Here is a 26,800-nt window from a genome sequence, read left to right as displayed (position 1 = left end):
AAAAAAAGCTCAATTTGAAGAAATGTAATGTAGATTTTTTTGACCGCTGGTTGTATAATCTATAAACATATACCACTTTAGAACTAGGGGGAAAACGCTAGATGAAAAGGAAAAGCTTTTTAGTCCTTTTGACACTCATTCTTGCAGTTGGTGCACTGCTCGCAGGTTGTGGCTCCAGCAAGAACGATAATGGTAAGGGCGCACAAGAAAACACCTCGACTACGCCGGCTGCGGCCGACAAGCAAATTTTGCGCATTAACCTTGCATCCGAGCCGCCAACGTTCGATCCGGCACAAGCTCAGGATAGTCAAACTAACACGGTTCTGAAAACTTTGTATGAAGGTCTCGTACGTATGGGTCCTGACGGCAAAGAAATCCCTGGCGTAGCTGAATCTTGGAAAATTTCCGATGACGGCAAAACCTATACGTTCAAGCTTCGTGATACTGCAAAATGGAGTAATGGCGACCCAGTCAAAGCAAGCGATTTCGTATTTGCTTGGCAACGGGTATTGGATCCTTCCACGGCTCCTGCACCTCCATATGCTTACCAATTGTACTATATCAAAAATGCTGAGGGTTACAACCTGAGTACTTCGAAATCTTTTAAAGGCACTAAAGTTACAGACTTTAAAGATGTAGGTGTTAAAGCTGTTGATGACCATACATTGCAAGTAGAGCTGGAGCACCCAACTCCTTACTTCTTGGGATTGACTTCTTTCTACACTTTTTACCCTGTAAATCCTTCCGTTAAAGGTAATGATAAGTGGGCTGTTAAGAAAGATAGCATGATCACTAACGGACCTTACACATTAACGACTTGGGACAGCGGTCAAAAGATCGAAGTAACCAAAAGTGAAAACTATTGGGGTAAAGATGATATCAAGCTGAATAAAATTACGATGTCCCTTGTAAATAGCGGTGCAACAGAGCTGGCTTCTTATAGAAGTGGACAACTCGATTACGCAGGTATGCCAAACGGTGAAATTCCTACCGACCAAATTCCGGCTGTGAAAAAAGAACTGCCTAACGAATTTAAGGCAAAAGGGATTGCAAGTACGTACTACTATCTGTTTAATGTAACTGAAAAACCATTTAACAATGTTAAAATCCGTAAAGCGTTTGCGATGGCTATTGAACGCCAACCAATCGTTGAAAGAGTAACATTGGGCGGTCAAATTCCTGCATACGGCTTTGTACCTCCAGGTATCAAAGGAGTATCTCAAGAATTCCGTACTGAGAATAAAGATGATTACTTCAAAGAAGACTTCACTGAAGCGAAAAAATTGCTTCAAGAAGGTATGAAGGAAGAAGGCGTAACTACACTTCCTCCGGTAACATTGCTGTATAACTCCAGCGAGAGTCACCAAAAGATTGCTTTGGCAGTTGCTGATATGTGGAAGAAAAACCTTGGTGTTGACATCAAAACTCAAAACCAAGAGTGGGGCGTATTTATCCAAACACGTAACAAGCTGAATTTCCAAATCGCTCGTGGTGGATGGTCTGCTGACTATAATGATCCAATGACATTCCTGGATATGTGGACAACAGGCAATGGCAACAACAATGCAGGTTATGCTAACCCAGCATATGATGCTTTGATTGAAGCAGCTAAGAAAGAAACTGATCCAGCAAAACGCATGGAAGATTTTGCGAAAGCTGAGAAAATTCTGGTTCAAGATGATATGGTAATGCTTCCGATCTACTACTACTCAAATGTTTCTTTAACGAAACCGAATGTAAAAGACATTGGGCTTGACTTTAGTGGAGCAGTTGATTTCACAAGAGCGTATATTACACAGTAACTGAAGCTCGATTCTGAAGTTTGATAGTTACTTCGGGATATATATGTGGATAGAACCATATATATCCCGTTTTTTTTGTGTGTCATGGTCTTTTCCATCATCATGTAACCATGCAAATAAGTAGATTGGACAGTCCAATTCTATTTCGATAAAATCGAATGGTGTCGAAAAAAATTTATGGGGGGTGTAAACGGGCAATGACGCGTTATTTGATCAGTAAATTTTTCTATATGCTGCTATCTTTGTTCATTCTGATCTCTGCGACGTTTTTTCTCATGAAAGCAATTCCGGGTAACCCCTTCATGAGTGAAAAAGCGACTTCTCCTGAGATTCAAGCCCGGTTAATGGAACAATATGGGCTGGATAAGCCTGTATATGTCCAATATTTTAAATACTTAGGTGATATTGCTTCAGGTGATTTTGGTATTTCTATGAAAAAGCTGAATCAAAGTGTAACTGACATTATCGGACAAACTTTTACGGTTTCCCTCAAACTAGGTTTTGTTGCCATAATCGTGTCGATAATTGTCGGTCTCTTGCTAGGTATGCTGGCAGCTTTGTATCATCGTAGGCTAATAGATAACGTTGCAATGGTATTAGCTATCATGGGGATTGCGGTTCCCAGCTTCGTTCTAGCATCGTTGATTCAATTTTTCTTCGCTCAACAGTTAGGTTGGTTTAATGTTATGGGCTTTGACGGTCCGATGGACTACGTTCTGCCTGTTGCAGCTTTATCTGCTTCCCCAATTGCGTTTATCGCTCGACTGACGCGTTCCAGCATGCTGGAAGTGCTTCATGCGGATTACATTAAGACTGCCAAAGCTAAAGGCTTGAAATCCATTACAATTATGTTCAAACACGTTGTACGTAATGCTATTTTGCCGGTTGTTACCTATGTGGGACCCATGACGGCCAATATTATTACGGGTTCAGTTGTTATTGAACGTATCTTCGGGATTGGCGGTATTGGTAAGGTATTCGTAGATAGTATTACAACCCGCGATTATACCATGATTATGGGAGTTACTATTTTTTACGGTATTTTGCTGATGGTGGCGCGTTTTATTACAGATATTGCATATGGATTTATTGATCCGCGGATTAAGCTTACTGGCGGGAAGGAGGGATAACTTTATGTCTGTTAAAGATAATGCTGTGAACTTGGATAAGCTTCAGGTAAAACCGGAAGATTTCCAGAAGGTCGGGGCGGATGAAAAGCAGTCTGAAGTTATTCAGCGCGAAAGCTTGTCCGCTTGGCGAGATGCTTGGGAACGACTTCGTAAAAATAAACTAGCAATGACGAGCTTGAGTGTGTTGGTTCTCATTGTGCTTGCTTCAATTGTTGGGCCGATGCTGTCCCCATACGATGACCGCACCAATGATTTGTTGAGCACCAATCTTCCTCCTTCGGCGGAACATTGGTTCGGAACAGATGATCTGGGACGTGATATGTTTGTACGTACTTGGATGGGCGCTCGGATTTCCTTGATTATTGGTTTGGCTGCTGCAATGATTGACTTGATGATTGGAGTTATTTATGGTGGAATTATGGGTTACTTTGGTGGCCGCGTTGATGAAATCATGAATAAATTTTCTGAAATCTTGTACTCCATTCCTTACTTGCTTGTTACGATCCTGTTGCTGGTTGTACTGGAGCCAAGTATCACTACAATTATTATTGCGCTCTGTGTAACGGGGTGGATTAACATGTCGTGGATTGTACGTGGTGAGATGTTACAACTTAAAAACCGAGAATTTGTACTTGCTTCCCGTTCAATGGGTGCTGGTGCAGGTCGTTTGCTGTTCCGTCACTTGTTGCCTAATGCGGTAGGACCAATCATTGTCACACTGACTTTGACAGTTCCAAGTGCTATTTTCTCTGAGGCATTCCTGAGCTTCCTTGGATTAGGGGTACAGGCTCCTCAGGCGTCGCTGGGTTCAATGATTGAATCGGCTCTGACCGGGTGGATGTATTACCCGTGGCGGATGCTTTTCCCAGCAGGTTTGATCAGTTTGATTATGCTTGCGTTCAACCTTTTTGGCGACGGCTTGCGTGATGCGCTTGATCCGAAGTTGAAGAAATAGGAGGTGAGATCATGGTGAGTAGCAACAATTTAATTGAGGTTGAAGGTCTTAAAAAGTATTTTAATGTTGGCAAAAACCGTGTGCTCAAAGCGGTGGACAACCTGAATTTCTATATTCGCGAGGGTGAAACGCTGGGTATGGTTGGCGAATCCGGCTGTGGTAAGTCTACAGCGGGTCGTACGATTTTGCGCTTGTATGAACCTACAGCAGGTAGCGTACGTTTTAACGGTACGGATATTTACAAATTGTCACCGAGTAAAATGAAAGCAATGCGCCGTGATATGCAGATGATCTTTCAAGATCCGTATGCATCATTGAACCCGCGTTTTACCGTTTCTGATATTATTGGTGAGGCACTGGATATTCACAACATGGCGGGTAGCCGTGCAGAACGTAAGAAACGGATTGAAGAGTTACTTGATCTGGTTGGTTTGAACCCTGACCATGCAACACGCTATCCGCATGAGTTTTCTGGTGGTCAACGTCAACGGATCGGTATTGCACGCGCACTAGCAGTTAATCCTAAATTCATCATTTGTGATGAGCCGATTTCAGCTCTTGACGTATCTATTCAGGCTCAGGTTGTCAACCTGTTAAAAGAGCTTCAAGAACGTTTGGGTCTGACATACCTGTTCATTGCGCATGATCTGTCGATGGTCAAGCACATCAGTGATCGGGTAGCTGTAATGTATATGGGTAGAATGGTCGAGCTTGCAGAAAGTGCTGAATTGTATGCAAATCCGATCCATCCTTATACGAAAATGCTTTTGTCGGCGATCCCACTTCCTGATCCAGAAGTAGAAGCCAACAAAAAACGGATTATTATGCCAGGCGACCAAGCAGGCCCGATTCATGATGCATCTGGCAGCAAGACAGGGGCTTATAACCTGGAAAATGCCACGCTCATCGAAGTGTCTAAAGGACATTTTGTAGCTGAGCCTTACGCCTGATCTTGTTTTATGCACCAACCGCCGAGTTATTCGGCGGTTTTTTTTGTAGGAAGCTTTGACGTGGACATGGGCTTTCGGTACAATCAAGCAGTAAGGTTTTGGTGGAGACAGGAGGCAGACCCATGAAGATAATTCCGGAAACGCTTCGCGGAGGGTCGGCTTTGGCAGAAGATTATATACAGGGTACAGGACGCGCAAGCGACTTGTATGAATATAATGTGCTGCACGCCGATGCTTATGCCCAACGGGCGAAGTGGCTGGATAAGACGGGGCATCTGCGATTAAACCGTAAGGATATCGTAGCATGTCTTCGTATATACAATGAGAAATACAATTCGTATGAGGCGGTTCGTGCTTCATTGGACCGTCTGGAAAGTCCAGATGCCTTAGTAGTAGCTGGCGGGCAGCAAAGCGGATTGTTCACAGGTCCGATGCTGGTCATTTACAAAGCTGCTACCCTAATTAAGGCGGCGAGAGAAGCTGAGGAACGGCTTGGACGTCCGGTTATTCCCGTCTTCTGGATTGCTGGCGAAGATCATGACTGGGACGAGGTCAATCATACATACGTAATGGCAAATGACCCACAAGCCGTCAAAATCAAGCTGAATAAGCAACCTGAACGCCGTTCTTCGGTTAGTGCCATTAAAGTTGAGGCTGTTGAGTGGAAGCAAGCGATAGCGGATATAGAGCAAAGCTTGCCAGATTCAGAATATAAGGCTGAAATAATGCGCATGATTGAGAACGGGCTAACGGATTCATATGGACTGAGTGAAGCCTTTGCCAAGTTGCTGGGCCTTTTGTTCGGCACCTATGGATTAGTACTCTTGGATTCAGCAGATCCTTCGCTACGCAAGCTGGAAGCATCCGTTTTTAAGCAACTGGTTCAGCACAATGATGAGTTGGAGCAGGCTTACCGGACGACTGCTGCGCGGATCGTAGATTATGGATATCATTTACAAGCCGATGTGCATGAAGGTGGCGCGAATCTCTTTTATATCCATGAAGATGAACGCTTGCTGCTTTTCAAAAAAGCTGGACTATTCACGGATCGACACGGTCTGGTGGTGTTTACTGTGGATGAACTGCTTGAAGAGATAGATAGACATCCCGAACGTTTTAGTAACAATGTGCTAACTCGTCCTCTAATGCAGGATTCACTGTTTCCGGTGTTGGCATCTGTGCTGGGTCTAGGAGAGATTGCTTACTGGGCGATTACACGGGATGCTTTCGGGGTGTTGGAGATGCAGATGCCGATACTGCTGCCACGAATGTCTTTTACGTTGGTAGAGCCAGGCGTGGAGAAGCATATGCTTAAGTATGAATTGAGTTTTGGTCAAGTTAGAGACGGACTTGAGGAACGGAAAAAGCAATGGATCGCCACTCAAGATCAGCTTGGAATGCAGGATCAGTTTTCCGGGGCTAAGGAAGCTTTTGTCCGCATGTACGAACCGCTTGTGCAGCAGACAGGTTTGATTGAAAAAGGTTTGCTACCGCTCGGAGAAACCAACCGCGATAAGATTCTGGCACAGATCGCCTATCTGGAGGCAAAAGTTCAGGAAGCGTTGCTTCGGCAAAATGAAACAGCACTTCGCCAGTGGGATCGTATTGAGTGGTCGCTTTTTCCATTTGGACAGCCGCAGGAGCGGGCGTATACGATCTATCATTTTCTGAACCGTCATGGTCTCAGCCTGATTGATATGATTATGAGTGTACCATTGGATCTGACGGGTACGCATCGCGTTATTTATGTATGATTTATTATTTTATATAGGATTTATCATGGTTCAAATTTAACCAATATGAAGGAGGAAACAAAGTATGACTTCCCATTCTCTGCAAAATAGCATAGTTCACGATCTTAAATTGGCCCCTGAAGGTCATTTGAAAATTGATTGGGTAGAAGCCCATATGCCAGTATTGAACCGTATACGTCAACAATTCGAGCAAGAGCAGCCTTTTGCTGGTCTGAAGGTAACCATCTGTCTACATCTGGAGGCCAAAACGGCTTATCTGGCTAAAGTGGTACAAGCAGGTGGAGCGCAGGTAACTATTACGGGTAGTAATCCGTTGTCCACACAAGATGATGTTTGCGCCGCATTAGTTGAAGATGGCGTTACAGTATTAGCTAAATACAATCCGGACCCGGAAGAATTCAAAAATTTGCAAATCAAGGCACTGGAAACAAAGCCGGATCTCATTATAGATGATGGTGGTGACTTGGTTACTCTGTTGCAATCCGAACGGCCTGATCTGATTTCTACGATCCGTGGGGGAGCAGAGGAGACAACTACTGGAATTATTCGTTTGAAGGCTTTGGAAAAAGAAGGGCAACTTCACTTTCCGATGGTGGCTGTTAATGATGCTTACTGCAAATATTTGTTTGATAACCGCTATGGTACAGGACAGTCAGCTTTCGACGGCATTATTCGTACGACTAATCTGGTTGTAGCCGGAAGTACAGTGGTTGTGGTAGGTTATGGCTGGTGTGGCAAAGGGGTTGCAATGCGTGCGAAAGGGCTAGGAGCCAACGTTGTTGTAACCGAAGTTGATCCAATCAAGGCAGTAGAAGCCCATATGGATGGTTTCCATGTCTTGCCGATGGTAGAAGCTGCCAAACTGGGCGACTTCTTTATTACAGTAACTGGAAACAAGGCTGTAATTACAGGAGAACACTTTGATGTGATGAAGGATGGAGCTGTGCTGTGTAACGCAGGGCATTTTGATGTGGAGGTTAGTAAGCCTGAGCTTGCTAAACGTTCCGAATCCATTCGTACGGTGCGTCGCAATATCGAGGAATATCGCTTTAAAGATGGACGTAAAATGTATTTGCTGGCAGAAGGACGCCTCGTGAATCTGGCTGCTGCTGATGGTCATCCTGCGGAAATTATGGATACGACATTTGCGCTTCAGGCGCTTGGCTTGAAATATGTGAATGATCGTTACAATGAGCTAGGCAAAGCTGTTATTAATGTACCTTATGAAATTGATGAGCAGGTAGCTCGATTCAAGCTTGATAGTCTGGGAATCCAAATTGACACGTTAACTGAAGACCAAAAGATCTATTTGGACAGCTGGAACGCGTAATCGGATTATTTCATCACGATTTTCGCTGCAAAAGTGTTGCGTTTTTAATGCAAGTGTTTGTTTAGGTTGGCATAATGGACAGAGAGTAAGCCCTTTATTCCGTGTTGTTTCGAAACCTGATGCATATTGTCGGGGGCCGGCTTCATGGGGTAAGGGGCTTTTTTGCATCTTGTGACGCAGGGCTACAATAACAGACATAAGGGTATGGATCCGGCTTCTATCACTTTTTGGTAATGAAAAAGAGGTCTTTGATTTTTTAAAGCGAATCTATTATGCTTAGGTGGTGGAAAGTGGGCCAAAGTGGGAGAATGGGGTAAGGGGTGACGAAACCAATGTTTATGGGGGAGTTCCAACATAGCATTGATGAGAAGGGCCGGCTTACTGTACCGGCCAAGTTTCGTGAACTTCTCGGTGCCTCGTTCGTGGTTACCCGCGGGCTGGACCAATGCCTCTTCGTGTATCCCATGGATGAGTGGGCTGTCATGGAGAAAAAACTTAAAGCACTGCCTCTGATGAAGGCCGATGCGCGGGCGTTTACCCGTTTTTTTTTCTCGGGGGCGACTGAATGCGAATTGGACAAACAGGGCAGGGTAAATTTACCGGGGAATTTGTGCGAATACGCCAAGCTTACTAAAGAGTGCGTCGTATTGGGAGTGTCCACCCGTGTAGAGATTTGGAGCAAGCATACTTGGGAGCAATATTTCAACCAATCAGAAGAAGCATTTAACGACATTGCTGAGAAATTGGTTGATTTCAACTTTGAATTGTAATTTAGGAGGTCAGCCGTTTGTTTCACCACATTACCGTACTCAAAGAAGAAGCAACACAGGCACTAAACATCAGGCAGGACGGGATTTATGTGGACTGCACGTTGGGAGGGGCAGGACACAGTTCCGTCATTGCATCACAGCTTGGTCCTGAGGGAAGGCTCATTGCCTTTGATCAGGACGACTGGGCATTGAACAATGCGCGAGAGAAGCTGTCAGCCTATGAAGGAAAGATTTCATTAGTGAAATCCAACTTCCGCCACTTGCAGGACAAGCTGACCGAGCTGGGATTGCCCGAAAAAGACGGCGTCCCGCAAGTCCAGGGTATTTTGTTCGATCTGGGTGTATCCTCGCCCCAGTTCGATGAGGGGGAACGGGGATTTAGCTACAATCATGATGCACCGCTTGATATGCGGATGGATCAGAGTAGCTCGCTTACGGCTTACGAAATTGTCAATGAATGGTCGGAAGCAGAGATTGCGCGTATTTTGTTTCATTACGGAGAAGAGAAGTTTTCACGGCGGATCGCAAAGATCATGATTGAACGTCGATTGAACAAGCCTATTCACACAACAGGGGAACTTGTCGATATTATCAAAGAAGGAATTCCGGCTGCGGCACGCAGAACCGGGGGACATCCGGCTAAACGCAGTTTCCAGGCTTTGCGGATTGCTGTGAATGATGAGTTGGGTGCACTGGAAGATACTTTGCATCAGGCAATAAGATGTCTGGCTCCAGGAGGCAGAATTTCGGTCATTACATTCCATTCTCTGGAGGATCGGATATGCAAGCATATTTTCAAGGAGTATTTGGCGAAAAGCATCTATCCATCTGATTTGCCTATTTTGGAGGACAAAATGATAGGCGATCTGAAGCTGGTGAACCGTAAGCCGATTGTGGCGTCAGAGCAGGAATTGGAGCTTAATCCACGGTCCCGGTCAGCGAAGCTGAGAGTTGCCGAAAAATTGTAAATTTAATGGAGAAGGAGAGGCGACATGGCTTATACACGCGGTAATTTGGCTGTAAAAGAAAGAGCCCGTCAGGAACAGGTTCAGCAACAACGGTATCGTGAGACCACCAAAGTCGTTACACGCCGCAGAGAGCTGCCGATTCGAGAAAAGCTGCTGTATCTATTGACACTTGTAGCGTGCATTGTCATTGCTGGTATGTTGATTAGCAGGTACGCTCACATTTATCAAATCAATTATTCGATTAATACGGCAAGCAAGGACATTTCCAAATTACAGACCAATATCGCCCAACTGAAGATTCAAAAGGAGCGTCTGGAAAATCAGATCGTGCCGACTGCAAAGCAACAAGGATATATCGAACCAACAAGAGAGCCCATTCGTGTGGAAAAGCAGGCTGCCAAATAGTTAAGGGCATAGCATCAAGCTATGCTCTGACGTACATTTTTTTGCAGAGAGGTTTGAGCTATGGTCAAAAGAATAAAGCTTCGCACACTGCTAATAGGGGGATGTATTACCCTCTTTTTTCTTGTTCTGCTACTTAAGGTATTTTGGATTCAAGTTGTGAGTGGGGAGTACTGGCATAACCTGGTAGTTAATCAAGTAGAAAGAGATCAGGTGATTCAGCCCAAGCGTGGAACCATTACGGACCGTAAAGGAAACGTATTGGCTACGGATGCACCGGCTTATACGGTAGTTGTCAATCCTAGTATCATTCAGGAGTATGATTTGGAGAATGAGGTTGTAGCTAAGCTGCACCAGTTACTCAAAACGCCTGAGGATGAGCTGAGAGGACATCTTTCTGCAAAGGATAAAAAGGGGAACTACTTAAAAAATCGCGAGATTCGTAATGGGGGCTGGAAGGTAGATCCTGAGGTCAAGGCACAAGTGGATACGTTCAAAGAGTATTTGAAGGATAAGTATGAAGTAATTGGAGCTGTGGACACCGTTCAAGAATCCAAACGCTATTATCCGGAAAATAAGCTGGCTTCCCATGTTCTTGGCTATCAAAGAAAAGATGGCACAGCAGGTATGGGGTTGGAAGCTTATTATAATAAAGAGCTCTCGGGGACGGCTGGAAAGCTTCTGTATCAGCGGGATCGGAAGGGAGTTCCTCTTCAAGGATCGGAAAGTGTCTATGAGCCGGCACAAAATGGTAAAAATTTAAAGCTGACGATTGACGATACGATTCAGTATTATATAGAGGATGCCATGCAGGAAGCTATTGCAAAATACAACCCGAAAACGATGACTGTTGTAGCTGCTGATCCTCAGACGATGGATGTTCTCGGTATGGCAACTTATCCGAATTTTAATCCCAATACATATGGGAGTACACCCTTGGAATATTTCCGTAATAATGCTACTCAATCTATCTACGAGCCTGGCTCCACGTTTAAGATTGTCACCTTGGCAGCTGCGGTTCAAGAAAAGGTGTTCAATCCAAATGAATCCTACCAATCTGGTATGATTCGGGTCGGAGGCTGGGATATTCGTGACGTAAGCCGTAACTGGGGAACGTTAACCTATCTTCAGGGGGTCAAGCGTTCAAGTAACGTCGGTTTCGTCCATCTGGGATTGGATAAGTTGGGTGGCGAAAGGCTGAAGAAATATATTAATAACTTTGGATTCGGCGTGAAAACAGGCATTGATCTTCCGAGTGAGTCTACCGGAGCTATTACTTTCCATACCCAGTACAAATCCGAGGTGGCAACGGCTTCGTATGGACACGGACGTGTTCAGGTAACGCCAATCCAGCAGGTAGCTGCAATCTCGGCAATTGCTAACGGGGGGAAGCTGATGCAACCTCATCTGGTGAAAGAAATCATGAACCCAGATACAGGCGAAGTTCAGACGATTCAACCGAAGGAAGTCCGCCAAGTGATTACTCGGGAATCGGCAGTCCAGACAAGCAGCTATCTGGAGCAGGTCGTATCTGACCAAGAAATTGGTACGGGACGCCTTGCTTATATTGACGGATATCGTGTAGCTGGTAAAACAGGTACAGCGACGAAGGTCGTCGGAAAAGTATATGACCATTCGAAGGATGTCGTGTCCTTTATAGGTTTTGCACCAGTAAATGATCCGAAAATAGCTGTTTTGGTTGTTATGGATGAACCTAACAAATCAGTAGGCGGCGGTACAGCAGCAGCGCCTGTATTTAAAAAAATCGTATCTCAATCGTTGCAATATATGGGGGTTCCAAAAACAGGAACTAAAACGAATAAATCAGGTGGCGCTGTTGTAAAAACAGTGAATTTGCCAACGGTACCAACATTAACTGGTCAGGTGAAGAAAGATGCGCAAAATGCATTGCTCAAACAGGGAATTGCCTATGAAACGGTAGGCAAAGGCTCCAAAATTGTTCGCCAATATCCTGAAGCAGGCGTCAAAATGAAACCCGGACAACGCATTTACTTGCTGACTGAGGATAGTGCCAACATGACTATTCCTGATTTTACAGGTGTTTCGTTGCGTGACACACTTCAAGTTCTGACCCTTATGAAGGTTGGTGTGCAGGTAAGCGGCGAAGGTTATGTTGTCTCTCAAAAGGCGCAAATGGTAAATGGAAAGCGGATCGTCAGCGTGACGCTTCAGCCGGCCAAAGAAACGGTGACCGGAGTGAAACCGGAGGAAACACAGGACTCGACCAATGGAGTTGCAGCTAACCAGACCGGCAGCGCAACAAAAACGGAGGTCGATACTAAAACCGAATCCAGTACTACTGCTGATGCTGGAACAGACGCGGGAGCTCCTAAGGGAGGAATATCTGCTGTTGCAGATGAGAAAAGTGCTGCTGCGATTAAAGGCGAGGATAACTGATAGCTTGTTCTAATGTCCGTTCTTTTGAATATTCATGAGGTAAGACATGTCATGAGTATTTGAGGAACGGAGGGAGCGCGTTTGAAAAAATCTAACGTGACCATGCGGCGGAGGCTGGTATGGGGGCTAATGGGATTATTTGTACTGTTTGCGGCCTTGTCGATCCGGCTCGCCTATGTTCAATTGGGTAAAGGAGGCGAGCTCTCGGCCAAGGCTGAGGATTCGTGGCGCCGCAATATTCCATTTGCCGCCAAGCGCGGCGAAATTTTGGATCGGCAGGGTACGGCGCTGACCTACAATGTCAGTTCGCCGACAGTCATGGCGATACCAGTGCAAATTAAGAAGCCGGAAGAAACGGCACGCAGGCTGGCGCCCTTGCTGGATATGAGTGAGGATAAAGTGCTCAAGCTGATTACCAAACGAACAGCAAGCCAAAAACTTCAGCCCGGCGGACGAAAAATTACGATGGAGAAAGCGCAGCAAATTCGTGATTTGAAGCTGCCGGGTATCGTTGTTGCTGAAGACAACAAACGTTATTATCCTTATGGTGATCTAGCGGCTCATATTCTTGGGTTTACAGGAATTGATAATCAAGGGCTGACAGGCGTAGAGAAGCAGCAAAACAGTAAGCTTCGGGGAATCGACGGAAGCATTGCGTATTTATCAGATGCAGGTGGTCGTCTGATGCCTGGTTCTTCTGAAAAATACATTGAACCGAAGGATGGACTGAATTTACAATTAACCATTGATAAGTCTGTGCAGTCCATTATGGAACGGGAGCTTGACCAAGCCATGGTCAAATTTCAGGCGAAGTCCGCGTTGTCTATTGCTATGAACCCCAAGACGGGTGAAATATTAGGCATGGCTGGACGACCAAGCTATGAGCCAGCACTATACAAGCAGTATGCGCCTGAAATCTATAATCGAAATCTGCCTATCTGGATGACATATGAACCTGGGTCTACTTTCAAAATTATTACACTGGCGGCTGCCTTGGAAGAAAAGAAGGTCAATCTCAAAAATGACCGTTTTTTTGATCCGGGATATATTGAAGTCGGTGGAGCACGCCTGCGTTGCTGGAAGAAAGGCGGACATGGAAGCCAAACGTTCCTTCAAGTGGTGGAGAATTCTTGCAACCCCGGTTTTGTAACATTGGGGCAGCGGTTAGGTAAAGAAACACTTTTCAAGTACATTCGGAATTTCGGCTTCGGCAGCAAAACGGGAATCGACATGATTGGTGAGGGCAACGGCATTTTGTTCAAGCTACCTCAGGTCGGTCCTGTAGAACTGGCGACAACCGCTTTTGGTCAAGGGGTGTCTGTCACTCCGATCCAGCAGGTAACGGCAGTATCGGCGGCAATCAATGGCGGTAATCTTTATAAGCCTCACATTACAAAAGGTTGGGTTCAGCCGGGAACCGGAAAAGTGCTGGAAAAAGTAGAACCAGAACTGGTACGTAGGGTCATTTCAGAGGATACCTCCCGACAGGTAAGAGAAGCGCTGGAGAGCGTCGTTGCTAAAGGTACAGGTCGTCCTGCTTTTATTGAAGGCTACCGGGTAGGAGGTAAAACGGGGACGGCACAAAAGGTGATTAACGGACGTTATTCTTCCTCGGAGCATATTGTATCCTTTATTGGTTTTGCGCCGGCGGATGATCCGCAAATCGTCGTCTATACCGCTGTCGATAACCCGAAGGGCATTCAATTCGGCGGGGTGGTTGCTGCGCCAATCGTGCAAAATATTTTAAAGGACGCGCTGATTGCCTTGAAAATACCGCCTCGCACCAATCAAATTGCCAAAGAGTACAAGTATGGAGAAAATCCGATCGAAACGGTACCTGATCTGGTAGGTGCTACTGCAGCTGATTTGTACGAAGATATGAATATGAACTTTATGCTCGTGAAATCTGGGTCAGGCAAGACGGTCGTGAGTCAGGCGCCGAAGCCGGGCTCCAGATTGGAGCGGGGATCAACGATCCGTATTTACATGGGGGATTGATAGGTTCATTTTATACCATACTATGAATAACGAGAGAGCAATGGAGGAATGAAAGATGCAGCTTCAACAATTGGCTTCACTGCTGGCCGTCTCCCGTGTGGTGGGTGACGGTACAGTGGATTGCCGAGGAATCGGGGCGGATTCACGTCGAGTGCAACCGGGGGATTTATTTCTGTGTTTGCCAGGTTTTACAGTGGACGGACATGACTATGCTGAGCAGGCAATTGCGTCCGGGGCGGCAGCTTTGGTCGTTGAACGTGAACTGGATGTACCTGTTCCGCAGCTTGTAGTTAAGGATGCACGACATGCCATGGCGGTTTTGGCAGATTATATGTTTGATTCACCGAGCCGACGCATGCGCATGATCGGCATAACCGGAACCAACGGTAAAACAACGATAACTTATCTGATTGAAAAGATCATGAAGGATGCGGGGGTGAACACCGGACTGATTGGTACGATTCAAATGCGTTACGGTGGTCAGTCTTACCCAATGTCTGGCACTACGCCCGAAGCGGTGGAACTGCAACGTTATCTCGGAAATATGGCAGAGCAGGGGGTTCAATGCTGTGTCATGGAAGTATCCTCACATGCGTTGGAGCAGGGCCGCGTCAAAGGAACTGATTTTCGCACCGCTATATTTACAAACCTGACGCAGGACCACCTGGACTACCACAACACAATGGAGGAGTACCGTGCTGCAAAAGGACTTTTATTCTCTAGGTTGGGAAATGCTTTCTCGCGGGATGCATCAGATAGCAAATATGCTGTTCTGAATGCAGACGATCCGGCTTCTTCCTATTTGCAGGCTCAAACTGCGGCCCAAGTGATTACATACGGCGTGGAAAAGGAGTCTGATGTGCAGGCATCTCGTATCACTATAGGTTCCAAGGGAACCTCCTTTCATGTGTCTACTTTTAAAGGAGATACCGATATTGAGCTTCGAATGGTAGGCAAGTTCAATGTGTACAACGCACTGGCGGCCATTACCGCTGCTTTGCTGGAAGGAATCTCGCTGGTGGATATCAAGCGCAGTCTAGAGTCTATCGCAGGCGTAGATGGGCGGGTAGAGCCTGTAGATGCGGGTCAGCCCTTTGCTGTTATTGTAGATTATGCCCATACACCGGACGGATTGGAAAATGTCCTTCGCACCGTAAAGGAATTTGCGGTCGGTAAAGTATGGTGTGTATTTGGATGCGGCGGCGACCGAGATCGTACGAAACGCCCATTGATGGGGAAAATTGCTGCGCGTTACAGCGATCACTCGTTTATTACTTCCGACAATCCGCGAACAGAGGACCCGAAAGTGATTTTGAAAGACATCGAACAAGGGTTGATCGACGAAGGTGTACCCGCAGAACGATACGAATTGATCGTGGATCGCAGAACTGCAATTCATAAAGCTGTTGAAATGGCAAGCCCTGACGATGTAGTATTGATTGCGGGAAAAGGTCATGAGACTTACCAGTTGATCGGAAAAACGGTGCATGAATTCGATGACCGCATCGTAGCCAAAGAAGCGATAAGGGGTTTATCCAAGTGATGAAAAGAACAATCGGTCAGATTGCATCTATGTGTGGAGGAATACTTCACGGAGAAGCGGACGCCGAACAGATGGTCGAAGGCGTTTTTACAGATTCTCGCAGGCCGCAGAGCCAAGGGTTGTTTGTTCCACTCGTGGGCGAACGGTTTGATGGGCATAATTATGTGCAGCAGATCGTAAGCGAGGCAGGTGCAGCTGCATTTTTATGGCAAAAGGATCATGGAGCACCTCCGGCTGAGAACGCTATTGAGGTAGAGGATACGCTAGAAGCTCTTCAGCATCTAGCAGCTGCATACTTACGCGAAACCGGCGTTTCTGTCGTTGGGATCACGGGAAGCAACGGCAAGACGACAACGAAAGACATCGTAAACGCTCTGCTGGGCACGACTTTTAAAGTACACAAAACCGAAGGGAATTATAACAATCATATCGGTTTGCCTTTAACGGTACTGTCTATGCCGCAGGATACAGATATTCTCATTCTGGAGATGGGCATGAGTGGACGTGGAGAGATTCGTCTGCTGGCTAATATTGCCCAACCAGATGTAGCTATCATAACGAACATAGGCGAATCGCACTTGCTGCAGCTTGGTTCTCGTGCGGAAATCGCTCGTGCAAAGTTGGAGATCACAAGTGGCCTTAAGGCTGGTGGTTTGCTGATCTATAACGGGGATGAACCACTGCTTTCACAAGTGTTGGCGGAGTCTGAAACGGTCAAGCCTGAAGGTTTAAAATTGTTTACGTTCGGGCTAGTTGCAGGCAACGATGACTATCCAACTGAAATCACTTCCGATGGAGAAGGCAGCTTATTTATAACAGCCCAATCTGGCAAAGAGGCTTTCCGGCTTCCCTTGCTTGGACAGCACAATGTTGTAAATGGTTTGGCAGCACTGGCGGTAGCGCGTCATTTCAATGTCGATGTAGACCATATACGTAAAGGGTTGTCGTCTTTAAAGCTGACGGGCATGCGCATTGAGATCGTGAACTGTCCTAATGGACTTACCGTGCTAAACGATGCTTATAATGCCAGTCCGGCTTCAATGAAGGCTGCAATTCAGACGCTGTCTGCGTATAAAACGGACGGACGTAAAATCGCCGTGCTTGGTGACATGCTGGAGTTGGGACCTGAGGAAAAGCAATTCCATGAGGAAATTGGAATTTTCGCGGCAAAGCACGACGTAGAAGTACTGTTTACCTACGGTGCGTTAGGCACTTCGATTGCGCAGGGTGCGCAAGAGTTGATGCCAACTGCTAACGTGCACGCTTATACAGATAAGCAAGAGCTGATCCAGTATTTGCTGGTTCATCTACACGCCAATGATATTGTGCTGGTTAAGGCATCCAGAGGGATGCGACTAGAAGAAATTGTGGATGCGCTGAAAAACGGTTCGCTACAGAACTGATGTTGACGAGAGGGAGACTCCCATGGATATTCAATTATTACTGCTGACGATCGTCGTATCGTTTATATTGGCGGTCATTGCCGCTCCACTGCTCATTCCGCTGCTGCGGCGAATGAAATTCGGCCAGCAGGTCCGGGATGACGGGCCACAAAGCCATCTTAAAAAAATAGGTACGCCTACAATGGGCGGTATCGTGATTCTGGTGGCTTTTACGCTGACCTTTCTTAAGTTTTCAGCTATCAAAAATACGGACTTTTACGTTCTGCTGGTTGCTACGCTGGGTTTTGGGCTGATCGGCTTTTTGGACGACTATATCAAGATTGTATTCAAACGCTCGTTAGGTCTGACGGCGCGTCAAAAGCTGTTTGGGCAATTATTGTTTGGCGCGATCATGTGCTGGCTTCTGCTTAGTAATGATCATAGTACTGCGATCGGCATCCCTGGAACGTCATGGTCATTTGATTGGGGCGGCTGGTTTTATTATCCGTTCATCATTATCATGATGCTGGCGATTAGCAATGCTGTCAATTTCACGGATGGGCTGGACGGGCTGCTGTCCGGTACAAGTGCCATTGCCTTTGCTGCTTATGCCATTGTCGCGATTCAGGCGACCTCGCTTCCGGCAGCAGTATGCTCAGCGGCTATGATTGGCGCTGTACTCGGATTTCTCGTGTATAATGCTCATCCTGCCAAGGTGTTTATGGGTGACACAGGCTCGCTGGGAATCGGCGGCGCCATAGGTGCCATTGCCATCGTTACGAAAAGCGAAATTTTGTTCCTCATTATCGGTGGTGTATTCGTAATTGAAATGCTGTCCGTGGTCTTGCAAGTAGCTTCTTTTAAAACACGTGGCAAGCGTATTTTCAAAATGAGCCCGATTCATCATCATTTCGAGCTGTCCGGCTGGTCCGAATGGCGCGTAGTTATTACATTCTGGGCTGTAGGACTGTTGTTGGCAGGACTCGGACTTTATCTCAACAAGGGGTTGTAGACAAATGAACCATCCAGACGCATACAGAGATCAGGAAGTCGTCATTATCGGGCTGGCCAAAAGCGGCGTGCAAGTTGCCAAGGTGCTGCACCAGGCCGGAGCCAAGCTGACAGTCAATGATAAAAAAGATAGGGAACAATGTCCCGAAGCTTCTGAATTAGAGGCTTTGGGAATTTCCGTTTTATGCGGGGGTCACCCAGAGTGGCTAATTCATCCTGGAGTGAAGCTGGTTGTCAAAAATCCAGGGATTCCTTATACGGCTCCTCCCGTACAGAAAGCTGTCGAGCTCGGCATTGAGGTCGTGACCGAGGTTGAGGTCGCCTACCATCTATGTAAAGCTCCGATCATCGGAATTACTGGCTCCAACGGAAAGACGACCACGACCACTTGGGTAGGCAAGCTGTTGGAGGCATCCGGCATGAATCCAATCGTGGCTGGTAATATCGGTACGCCCTTATGTGAGGCGGCTGTGGACGCCAAGTCGGACGAGTGGATGGTTGTGGAGCTGAGCAGCTTTCAGTTAAAAGGAACAAAGGATTTCAAGCCCGCTGTGGCCTGCCTGCTCAATGTAGCTGAGACCCATTTGGACTACCACGGAGGCATGGAGGACTACGTTGCATCCAAGGCGCGTCTATTTGCCAATCAAACGGCGGCGGATACTGCGGTGGTGAACTGGGATGACCCCGTCTGCCGGGAGCTCGTACCCTATATAAAAGCGAAGCTGCTTCCGTTCTCTATGACAGAACGTTTGCAGGAAGGGTTGTTCGCTGACCCGCCATACATACCGGATGTGACGGATGATATTGAACGTAGCATCGTATACCGCGATGGAAATGGTGTGCTGCATCCCATTATAGGCGTAGCTGAGATTGGACTTCCGGGTCGTTTTAACGTAGAAAATGCTCTTGCTGCTTGCGCAATCGCCATTGCTGCAGGCGCAGAACCAGCGAATTTGGCGGAACCATTAAGTACTTTTCGCGGCGTCGAACATCGGCTTGAATATGTTTTAGAACACGCTGGTGTAGCTTATTACAATAATTCCAAAGCAACCAATTCGAAAGCAACAATGATGGCCTTATCTTCCTTTAAGCAACCCATTGTACTCATTGCCGGAGGATTGGATCGCGGTTCTGATTATACAGAGCTCGTACCTTCCTTGCAGGAAGGTGTGAAAGCCGTTGTGCTCTTGGGTGAGACACGGCATAAGTTGGCTGAGCGCGCCCAGCAGGCTGGAATAGAGCATGTCAAGGTCGTCGATAATGGGGAGGATGCCGCCGCTACGCTCGTGGAGGCTGTGAACAAGGCTGCTGAATTTGCTGAGACGGGAGATGTAGTATTACTCTCACCCGCCTGTGCAAGCTGGGATATGTTCCGATCCTATGAAGAGCGTGGACGTATTTTTAAAGAGGCGGCGCATAAATTGTAAGTAGGGGGGTTGGATAAGCCCCTACTTTTATGCAAGGGGTGGCCTCCTGATGAAGCAATCTCGTCCAGCGCCGGATCTATGGCTTTTCGTTTGTATTGTAAGCTTATTAGCCATCGGCATGGTTATGGTATACAGTGCGGGCGCCGTCCTCGCTTTTCACGAGTACGGGGACTCCTACTATTTTGTAAAGCGGCAATTGCTGTTTGCAGGGCTCGGTCTTGTAGCGATGTACTTTACTGCCAGAACGGACTACCGGATCTGGCAGAAATATGCCAAGGTTGTGTTGTTGATCTGTCTTGCGTTGCTGGTTGCCGTATTAATTCCCGGCATTGGTGTAGTCAGAGGCGGGGCACGAAGCTGGCTCGGTATTAGCTCTTTCGGCATTCAGCCTTCCGAGTTTATGAAGCTGGGTATGATTCTTTTTCTCGCTCGTTGGCTCAGTCGTCCTGACTATGATATTAGCTCTTTTACGCGCGGCCTGTTGCCCCCGCTTGGACTCATGGGACTGGCTTTTGGGCTTATTATGCTCCAGCCCGATTTGGGCACTGGCACGGTAATGATGGGAGCGTCCATGCTCATCGTATTTACGGCAGGCGCGCGTATGAAGCATCTCGGTCTGCTGGCTTTGTCGGGAGCAGCAGGGTTTGCTGCACTGATTGCAGCTGCACCTTATCGGCTCCAGCGCATCACCGCTTTTCTGGACCCTTGGTCCGATCCGCTTGGCGCAGGTTATCAAATTATTCAATCGCTATATGCGATTGGTCCTGGCGGCCTAGCGGGCTTGGGGCTTGGCATGAGTCGACAAAAATATAGCTACGTTCCTGAGCCGCAGACTGATTTTATTTTTTCCATTTTGGCGGAGGAGCTTGGCTTTATCGGTGGAATGGCGGTGTTGGGGCTCTTTTTGGTTCTCGTGTGGAGAGGAATGCGTGTCGCTATAACCATTCCGGATACCTATGGTAGTTTGCTTGCGGTGGGTATTGTCGCAATGGTCGCCGTACAGGTCGTCATTAATATTGGTGTCGTTATCGGTTTAATGCCGGTGACAGGAATAACACTGCCCTTAATCAGCTATGGAGGTTCTTCTCTGACCTTAATGCTAACTGCTCTGGGCATTTTACTAAATTTATCACGTTATGCGAGGTGAACGTTTATGCGCGTCGTGTTGAGCGGCGGCGGCACCGGAGGGCATATTTATCCGGCGCTGGCCGTAGCCAGACAGTGCGAAGAGATTGATTCGGACGCTGAATTTTTATACATTGGCGGTCAACGAGGACTCGAAAGCAAGTTGGTTCCTCAGGAAAAAATTCCATTTGAGGCTATTGATATCACAGGATTTCGTCGCAGCTTGTCTGTGGAAAATATAAAAACGATCATGCGCTTTTTCAAAGGGGTTCGCAGATCCAAAGCATTATTAAAGAAATTTAAGCCAGATGTCGTTATTGGCACCGGGGGATATGTATGCGGCCCCGTCGTTTATGCAGCTTCCAAGTTGGGAATTCCCAGCATTATTCATGAGCAAAATGCAATTCCAGGGCTGACTAATACATTTCTGAGTCGCTATGTGGATACAGTGGCTGTTAGCTTTGAAGGCTCAGAAGGAGCTTTCCCCAAAGCTAAAAATGTACTGTACACCGGGAACCCGCGTGCTACAACAGTTCGTTTGGCTAACCGGGATCGGGGATTTGCTACTATTGGGGTACCGATGAACAGCTCGGTCGTCCTTGTGGTCGGTGGCAGCAGGGGAGCGAAGGCCATTAATGACGCCATGATTGCAATGGCTCCGCAACTTTCGCAACTGAAAGACGTCCATTTTGTATATGTAACCGGTGAATCTTATTATGAGCAAACGCTGGATAGCATACGGAATCAGATCGGCTCATTGCCCAATCATCTACACGTGCTTCCCTATATTCACAATATGCCAGAGGTGCTGGCTTGTACCTCATTAATTGTTAATCGCGCAGGTGCGTCCTTCTTGGCAGAGATCACATCGTTGGGCATTCCGTCCATTCTGATCCCATCACCTAATGTGACGAATAACCATCAGGAGGCTAATGCTCGTACACTTGAAAAGGCAGGCGCATCCGTCATGATTGTAGAAAAGGAACTGAGTGGCCCGGCCCTGTTTCAATCTATAGCGGGAATTATGAAGGATGAGGCATGGCGGAGTCGCATGGCAGAGTCGGCGTCTGCGCTTGGCAAGCCTGACTCAGCAGATATTTTAGTAAAAGAAATGGAACGTCTTGCCCATAAAAGGTAGTCTGCAGCGCAGAATTGGGCGGTTGTCACACACCGGATGGTATTTACATAGGATACCCTATAGATTGTGACCATCACTCAGGCTGCCGGTTGTCAGGTGAGAGCCTTATAACCATGCGGGGCAAGCAACAAGGAGGTTTCAGTACAATGCAGCAATGGATGCCATTATTAGCGGAGCATGATATCGGAAAAGTGCTGGAGCATGAGCCGCTGTCCAAATATACGACATGGAGGATTGGAGGCCCTGCGGATGCACTCGTCATCCCGGATACCAAAGAGCAGCTGGCAAGAGTATTGAAGCTGGCTAGCGAGCACGGAATTCCCTGGATGCAGTTGGGTCGGGGCTCCAACATGCTCGTCTCTGACAAAGGGATACGGGGACTTGTGATCAAGCTGGGGCCAGGATTTGATTATGTTCATTTTGAAGATGAACAGATCGTTGCTGGAGGAGGCGTTTCACTGGTCAAACTGTGCGTTATGGCCAGCAAGCAGGGCCTGTCCGGTCTTGAATTTGCTGGTGGTATCCCAGGATCAGTCGGTGGGGCTGTCTACATGAACGCCGGTGCCCATGGGTCTGATGTGTCACAAATATTCCAGTCCGCTGAGATTGTGCTGGATACAGGGGAATTGGTTGTGTACGATGCCGAGAATATGCATTTCAGCTATCGTCACTCCGTGTTGCATGAGCAACGTGGAATGGTGACAGAGGCAGTGTTTCGGATGAAGCGGGGCGACCGCGAGGAAATTTCAGCAGCACTTGCGGCTTTTAAAGACCGCCGCCGGCTGACCCAGCCGTTACAGTTAGCTTGTGCAGGAAGCGTATTCCGTAATCCTCCAGGAGACTATGCTGCTCGTCTTATTGAGAGCGCAGGTCTCAAGGGCTTGAAGGCGGGAGGCGCAGAGGTATCTGTACAGCATGCCAATTTCATTGTAAATACCGGTCAAGCGACAGCAGAGGACGTGCTTACCCTAATGAAGCATATTCAAAGTACAATATCATCTCAAACCGGCATCAAGCTAGTTCCGGAGGTTTTCGTAGTGGGTGAGCGGTAAACTCGGAGGTGATACATTGGACAAATTGGTGATTGAGGGAGGCCGTCCCCTGTCAGGCACCATACGTATCCATGGGGCAAAAAATGCGGCACTACCTATTCTTGCAGCGAGCTTACTAGCACAAGGTAAGGTAGAAATTCGGAATGTGCCCCATCTTTTAGACATTAAGGTCATGCTGCACATCCTTGAAAGACTCGGCTGTACATGCCGACATGAAGAGGAAACGGTATACGTGGATACGTCGTCCGTCCGAACGTTCCAAATTCCAGAAGATTTGATGAAGCAAATGCGCTCATCTATCTTTCTGATGGGACCGCTGCTCGCCAGATATGGAGAAGTTTCCATTTACCAGCCCGGAGGCTGCGCCATAGGCGAGCGCAAAATTGATCTTCACCTAGAGGGCTTAAAAGCTCTTGGCGCAGAGATAGAGGAAAAAGACGAGCAAATTACATTTCGAGCCCACAAGCTAATCGGCTCGGACATCCACATGGATTTCCCGAGTGTAGGTGCAACGGAAAATATTATGATGGCTGCTGCGTTGGCTGAAGGACGAACAACGATCACCAATGCAGCGAGGGAACCGGAAATTCAGGATCTACAAAACTTCTTGAATGCCATGGGAGCCCGCATTATCGGTGCTGGAACCGACACGATTACAATTACGGGGGTCAGTCGCCTCAATCCGTGTACGTATGAGGTCATTCCTGACCGCATAGTAGCTGGAACGGTTATGATCGCAGCTGCAGCTACACGAGGAAGTGTGTCGCTGACCCACTGCAATCCATCCCACTTGTCTACTCTGATTCATGTCCTCAGGCGGGCTGGTGTTCAAATCGGCATCTTGAATGATATAATGACCGTAAGTTGTATGAGTCGTCCCAAAGCAGTGGAAAGGATCGTTACCTCCCCTTACCCGTCTTTTCCGACGGATTTGCAATCTCAGGTCATGGTTCTGCTTTCCTTGGCGGACGGATTCAGTGTCATGAAAGAGACCGTCTTCGAAAGCCGATTCAAACATGTAGATGAACTAAATGTAATGGGTGCTGATATTACGGTTGATGCAAATGCTGCTTTTATAAGAGGAGTTTCTCGTCTGTACGGGGCTACGGTAGAGGCTACCGATCTGCGGGCAGGGGCTGCGCTGGTCATAGCGGGTCTAGCGGCTCAAGGATGTACCATTGTCGAGCAGGTTCATCATATTGACAGAGGGTATGACCGAATCGAACGTCTTTTCCAGGGACTGGGTGCCCGAATGAGCCGTCAGTCTCCGGTGCCGGAGCAGCTGGATTTCGTAAATTAATGCCTGTAATGTCCCTCCGTTAACGGGGGGACAAAAGGCTTTTGTGGAGAGAAGCTATGCCAAATGCTCAAATACCTGTTCTTAAAAAGAACAGAACGAAAAAAAGTACAAGCCGGAAGATTGCTATTCTTCTCATTTTGTTGTTTATCGTACTGCTCGCTGTTCTCTTTTTCCGTTCTTCGTTGAGTCGGGTTTCTGAAATTCGTTTTGATGGTAATGTATTTTCGACCCGAGATCAGCTTCTTAATCGAAGCGGTCTGGCTGTTGGAGATCAGTATTTCGGAGTCAGTTCATCCGACATCTCTGAGAAACTGCGGGAAATTCAATCGATACAGCAAGTCACAGTGGACAAGCAGTTTCCGGGGATTATTGCTATTCACATTAAAGAGTTTGCTACGGTCGCTTACGAGTTGCAGAGTGACGGGAGCCTTCGTGCTATTCTAGCGAACGGGACAAGCGTGGGCGTGGGGAGTAGCGGAATAGCCGTTGAGAAGCCTATTTTGACCAAATGGAAATCTGATGATCCGTACAAAGCGAAGCTGTGTGATGCTTTATCGCGCATTCCGGGGGAATGGACAGCCGATATTTCGGAAATTATTCCCGCGCCGATTCCTTCTTTTCCGGACCGCATCAAAATGTACACACGTTCCCAGTTTGAGGTTATTACAACCGTTTCTCTACTGAATTCTAAAATCAGCTATTTGAACCAGGTGCTAGAAACAGAAGATCCAGGTTTGATCACCATGTTGGAGGCGGATTCCTACGTTCCGTTCAAACCGGATACGAGTGAAGAGGGCCAAGAAAAAGATACTACTCAGTGATGTGAAAAAATGCTAGAATTGATTTTATGGGTAATAGACTTGCCTCCTTCTTTTTTCTTCAAATTTTTATGTGACTGCAACCATAAATTGGCTTCTAAAAAATTTGTAGAAAAAAGAGGGAAAGCATGGAGTTTGTTGAATATGTACAGAGTGTGTTTAAAGAACGAAATTCATTTTGGAGTCAGGAGGTGCCACAGACTTGAGCAACAATGACATCATTGTTAGTTTGGACATCGGTACATCCAAAGTTCGGGCTATTATTGGGGAAATGAATAATGGAACCTTTAATATTATTGGAGTTGGATCTGCCGACTCGGAAGGGATTCGCAAAGGTGCAATTGTAGACATTGATCAAACCGTGCAATCAATCCGTAACGCCGTGGATCACGCTGAACGCATGGTTGGTATTCAAATAACAGAAGTGTATGTGGGGATTTCAGGCAATCATATTGGCCTGCAAAATAGTCATGGCGTAGTAGCCGTGTCCAACGAGGACCGTGAAATCGGTGAGGAGGACATTGAGCGTGTACTGAAGGCAGCTGAGGTTATTGCCGTACCACCGGAGAGAGAAATTATTGACGTGGTAGCCAAGCAGTATGTCGTGGATGGCCTTGAAGGCATTCAGGACCCTCGCGGTATGATTGGAGTTCGTCTCGAAGTAGAGGCTACGATTGTTACTGGAGGCAAGACCCCGATACATAATCTGTTGCGCTGCGTTGAGAAAGCCGGCTTGAGGATTAAAGATCTGGTCTTGCTGCCTCTTGGAGCCGGACAATTGTCTCTTTCGAAGGATGAAAAGGTGATGGGTTCGGTGCTGGTGGATATTGGTGCAGGTTCTACGAATGTTGCCATTTTCCAGGAAGGAACGATTGTTGCCACATCTACACTTCCGATTGGTGGAGAATTTGTAACCAATGATATTGCCTACGGACTGAGAACCCTTACCGATCAAGCCGAAAAAGTAAAGCTTAAGTACGGCTGCGCATGGTATGATGATGCGGCAGCCGATGTCGTCTTTAAAGTGACGCGTATCGGCAGTAACGTGGATAAGGAGTTCAACCAGCAGGATTTGGCTGCTATTATTGAGCCGAGAGTGCAGGAAATTTTTCAACTCATTCAGGCGGAAGTTAAGCGCTTGGGTTACACAGAGCTTCCGGGAGGTTATATACTTACCGGAGGCACCGTCTCCATGCCTGGTGTACTTCAGGTGGCACAAAGCGAACTGGCCGCTTCCGTAAGGATCGCCGTACCTGATTTTATCGGTGTAAGGGATCCGGGTTACACGAGCGGAGTTGGAATCTTGCATAATGCTATTCGTTACTATCGCGGAAGATCGACTAGCGTTAGCAACAGTGGCGGAAGTACCAAGAAGCCGACTAACCGAACCAAAAGCAGTAGTCCCGCTGCGGAAGGCGAGCAAAAGCAGGGGTTGATTGAACGCTTAAAAAATATGTTCAGTGAATTTATATAACGTTCATTGCTAATTATGCCAATCATGGACGGGCCATCCATGCACATTGAGGG

General features: G+C 47.1%; 21 protein-coding genes. All 21 read left to right on the top strand.

Annotation, left to right across the window (positions count from 1 at the left end; all coding sequences use genetic code 11):
• Positions 1-101: 101 nt before the first annotated feature.
• The 21 genes from JOE49_RS22435 (at position 102) to ftsA (ending at position 26,747) form a co-directional block, all read left to right on the top strand.
• Entirely contained in the window at positions 102-1,802 is a 1,701-nt protein-coding gene (locus JOE49_RS22435) for a peptide ABC transporter substrate-binding protein (protein ID WP_209942888.1), read from the top strand.
• A 197-nt stretch (positions 1,803-1,999) separates the two neighbouring features.
• Positions 2,000-2,932 carry an ABC transporter permease gene (locus tag JOE49_RS22430; protein WP_023989458.1) on the top strand — a complete coding sequence of 311 codons (933 nt, stop codon included), beginning with the start codon at positions 2,000-2,002 and terminating at the stop codon, positions 2,930-2,932.
• A gap of 4 nt (positions 2,933-2,936) precedes the next feature.
• Positions 2,937-3,887, top strand: a complete 951-nt coding sequence (locus tag JOE49_RS22425; RefSeq protein ID WP_013311103.1) for an ABC transporter permease — start codon at positions 2,937-2,939, stop codon at positions 3,885-3,887.
• A gap of 11 nt (positions 3,888-3,898) precedes the next feature.
• On the top strand, positions 3,899-4,837 hold the full coding sequence (locus tag JOE49_RS22420) for an ABC transporter ATP-binding protein (RefSeq protein WP_013311102.1): 939 nt from the start codon (positions 3,899-3,901) through the stop codon (positions 4,835-4,837).
• A gap of 122 nt (positions 4,838-4,959) precedes the next feature.
• Positions 4,960-6,591: a bacillithiol biosynthesis cysteine-adding enzyme BshC gene (gene bshC / locus JOE49_RS22415; protein ID WP_209942887.1), complete on the top strand. Its 1,632-nt coding sequence runs from the start codon at positions 4,960-4,962 to the stop codon at positions 6,589-6,591.
• 64 nt (positions 6,592-6,655) lie between these two features.
• On the top strand, positions 6,656-7,921 hold the full coding sequence (locus tag JOE49_RS22410; RefSeq protein WP_013311100.1) for an adenosylhomocysteinase: 1,266 nt from the start codon (positions 6,656-6,658) through the stop codon (positions 7,919-7,921).
• Positions 7,922-8,253: 332 nt separating this feature from the next.
• Complete coding sequence (mraZ, locus tag JOE49_RS22405; protein WP_013311099.1) at positions 8,254-8,691, top strand: division/cell wall cluster transcriptional repressor MraZ; 438 nt, start codon at positions 8,254-8,256, stop codon at positions 8,689-8,691.
• 17 nt (positions 8,692-8,708) lie between these two features.
• A complete protein-coding gene (gene rsmH, locus JOE49_RS22400) occupies positions 8,709-9,659 on the top strand; it encodes a 16S rRNA (cytosine(1402)-N(4))-methyltransferase RsmH (protein WP_023989455.1) in 951 nt (316 codons plus the stop codon).
• Between the two features lie 24 nt (positions 9,660-9,683).
• Positions 9,684-10,064, top strand: a complete 381-nt coding sequence (locus JOE49_RS22395) for a hypothetical protein (RefSeq protein WP_025721604.1) — start codon at positions 9,684-9,686, stop codon at positions 10,062-10,064.
• A gap of 60 nt (positions 10,065-10,124) precedes the next feature.
• Positions 10,125-12,479 carry a penicillin-binding transpeptidase domain-containing protein gene (locus JOE49_RS22390; protein ID WP_023989453.1) on the top strand — a complete coding sequence of 785 codons (2,355 nt, stop codon included), beginning with the start codon at positions 10,125-10,127 and terminating at the stop codon, positions 12,477-12,479.
• Positions 12,480-12,560: 81 nt separating this feature from the next.
• Positions 12,561-14,477, top strand: a complete 1,917-nt coding sequence (locus tag JOE49_RS22385) for a stage V sporulation protein D (RefSeq protein WP_025721601.1) — start codon at positions 12,561-12,563, stop codon at positions 14,475-14,477.
• Between the two features lie 55 nt (positions 14,478-14,532).
• Positions 14,533-16,020 carry a UDP-N-acetylmuramoyl-L-alanyl-D-glutamate--2,6-diaminopimelate ligase gene (locus JOE49_RS22380; protein WP_028540478.1) on the top strand — a complete coding sequence of 496 codons (1,488 nt, stop codon included), beginning with the start codon at positions 14,533-14,535 and terminating at the stop codon, positions 16,018-16,020.
• On the top strand, positions 16,020-17,423 hold the full coding sequence (locus tag JOE49_RS22375) for a UDP-N-acetylmuramoyl-tripeptide--D-alanyl-D-alanine ligase (RefSeq protein WP_209943690.1): 1,404 nt from the start codon (positions 16,020-16,022) through the stop codon (positions 17,421-17,423). The genes JOE49_RS22380 and JOE49_RS22375 overlap by 1 nt, the downstream gene beginning before the upstream one ends.
• Before the next feature lie 22 nt (positions 17,424-17,445).
• On the top strand, positions 17,446-18,414 hold the full coding sequence (gene mraY, locus JOE49_RS22370) for a phospho-N-acetylmuramoyl-pentapeptide-transferase (protein WP_013311092.1): 969 nt from the start codon (positions 17,446-17,448) through the stop codon (positions 18,412-18,414).
• A gap of 4 nt (positions 18,415-18,418) precedes the next feature.
• Positions 18,419-19,840: a UDP-N-acetylmuramoyl-L-alanine--D-glutamate ligase gene (gene murD, locus JOE49_RS22365; RefSeq protein ID WP_209942885.1), complete on the top strand. Its 1,422-nt coding sequence runs from the start codon at positions 18,419-18,421 to the stop codon at positions 19,838-19,840.
• A 49-nt stretch (positions 19,841-19,889) separates the two neighbouring features.
• A complete protein-coding gene (gene spoVE, locus JOE49_RS22360) occupies positions 19,890-20,987 on the top strand; it encodes a stage V sporulation protein E (protein ID WP_023989448.1) in 1,098 nt (365 codons plus the stop codon).
• A gap of 6 nt (positions 20,988-20,993) precedes the next feature.
• Positions 20,994-22,103: an undecaprenyldiphospho-muramoylpentapeptide beta-N-acetylglucosaminyltransferase gene (gene murG / locus JOE49_RS22355; RefSeq protein WP_028540482.1), complete on the top strand. Its 1,110-nt coding sequence runs from the start codon at positions 20,994-20,996 to the stop codon at positions 22,101-22,103.
• Positions 22,104-22,249: 146 nt separating this feature from the next.
• Positions 22,250-23,155, top strand: a complete 906-nt coding sequence (murB, locus tag JOE49_RS22350; protein ID WP_023989446.1) for a UDP-N-acetylmuramate dehydrogenase — start codon at positions 22,250-22,252, stop codon at positions 23,153-23,155.
• Entirely contained in the window at positions 23,145-24,455 is a 1,311-nt protein-coding gene (gene murA / locus JOE49_RS22345; RefSeq protein ID WP_209942877.1) for a UDP-N-acetylglucosamine 1-carboxyvinyltransferase, read from the top strand. The genes murB and murA overlap by 11 nt, the downstream gene beginning before the upstream one ends.
• A gap of 56 nt (positions 24,456-24,511) precedes the next feature.
• The gene (locus tag JOE49_RS22340) at positions 24,512-25,276 is read left to right on the top strand and encodes a cell division protein FtsQ/DivIB (RefSeq protein WP_023989444.1); all 765 of its coding nucleotides are present in this window, start codon (positions 24,512-24,514) and stop codon (positions 25,274-25,276) included.
• Between the two features lie 199 nt (positions 25,277-25,475).
• Positions 25,476-26,747 (top strand): cell division protein FtsA, encoded by a 1,272-nt coding sequence (gene ftsA, locus JOE49_RS22335; protein ID WP_013311085.1) that lies wholly within the window; start codon positions 25,476-25,478, stop codon positions 26,745-26,747.
• The last annotated feature ends 53 nt before the right edge of the window (positions 26,748-26,800 follow it).

The organism is Paenibacillus sp. PvR133 (assembly GCF_017833155.1).
In the GTDB taxonomy this organism is placed as follows: Bacteria; Bacillota; Bacilli; order Paenibacillales; family Paenibacillaceae; genus Paenibacillus; species Paenibacillus polymyxa_B.
The sequence above is the reverse complement of the archived record's forward strand: the minus strand, read 5'-3'. Positions and strand labels throughout refer to the sequence as shown.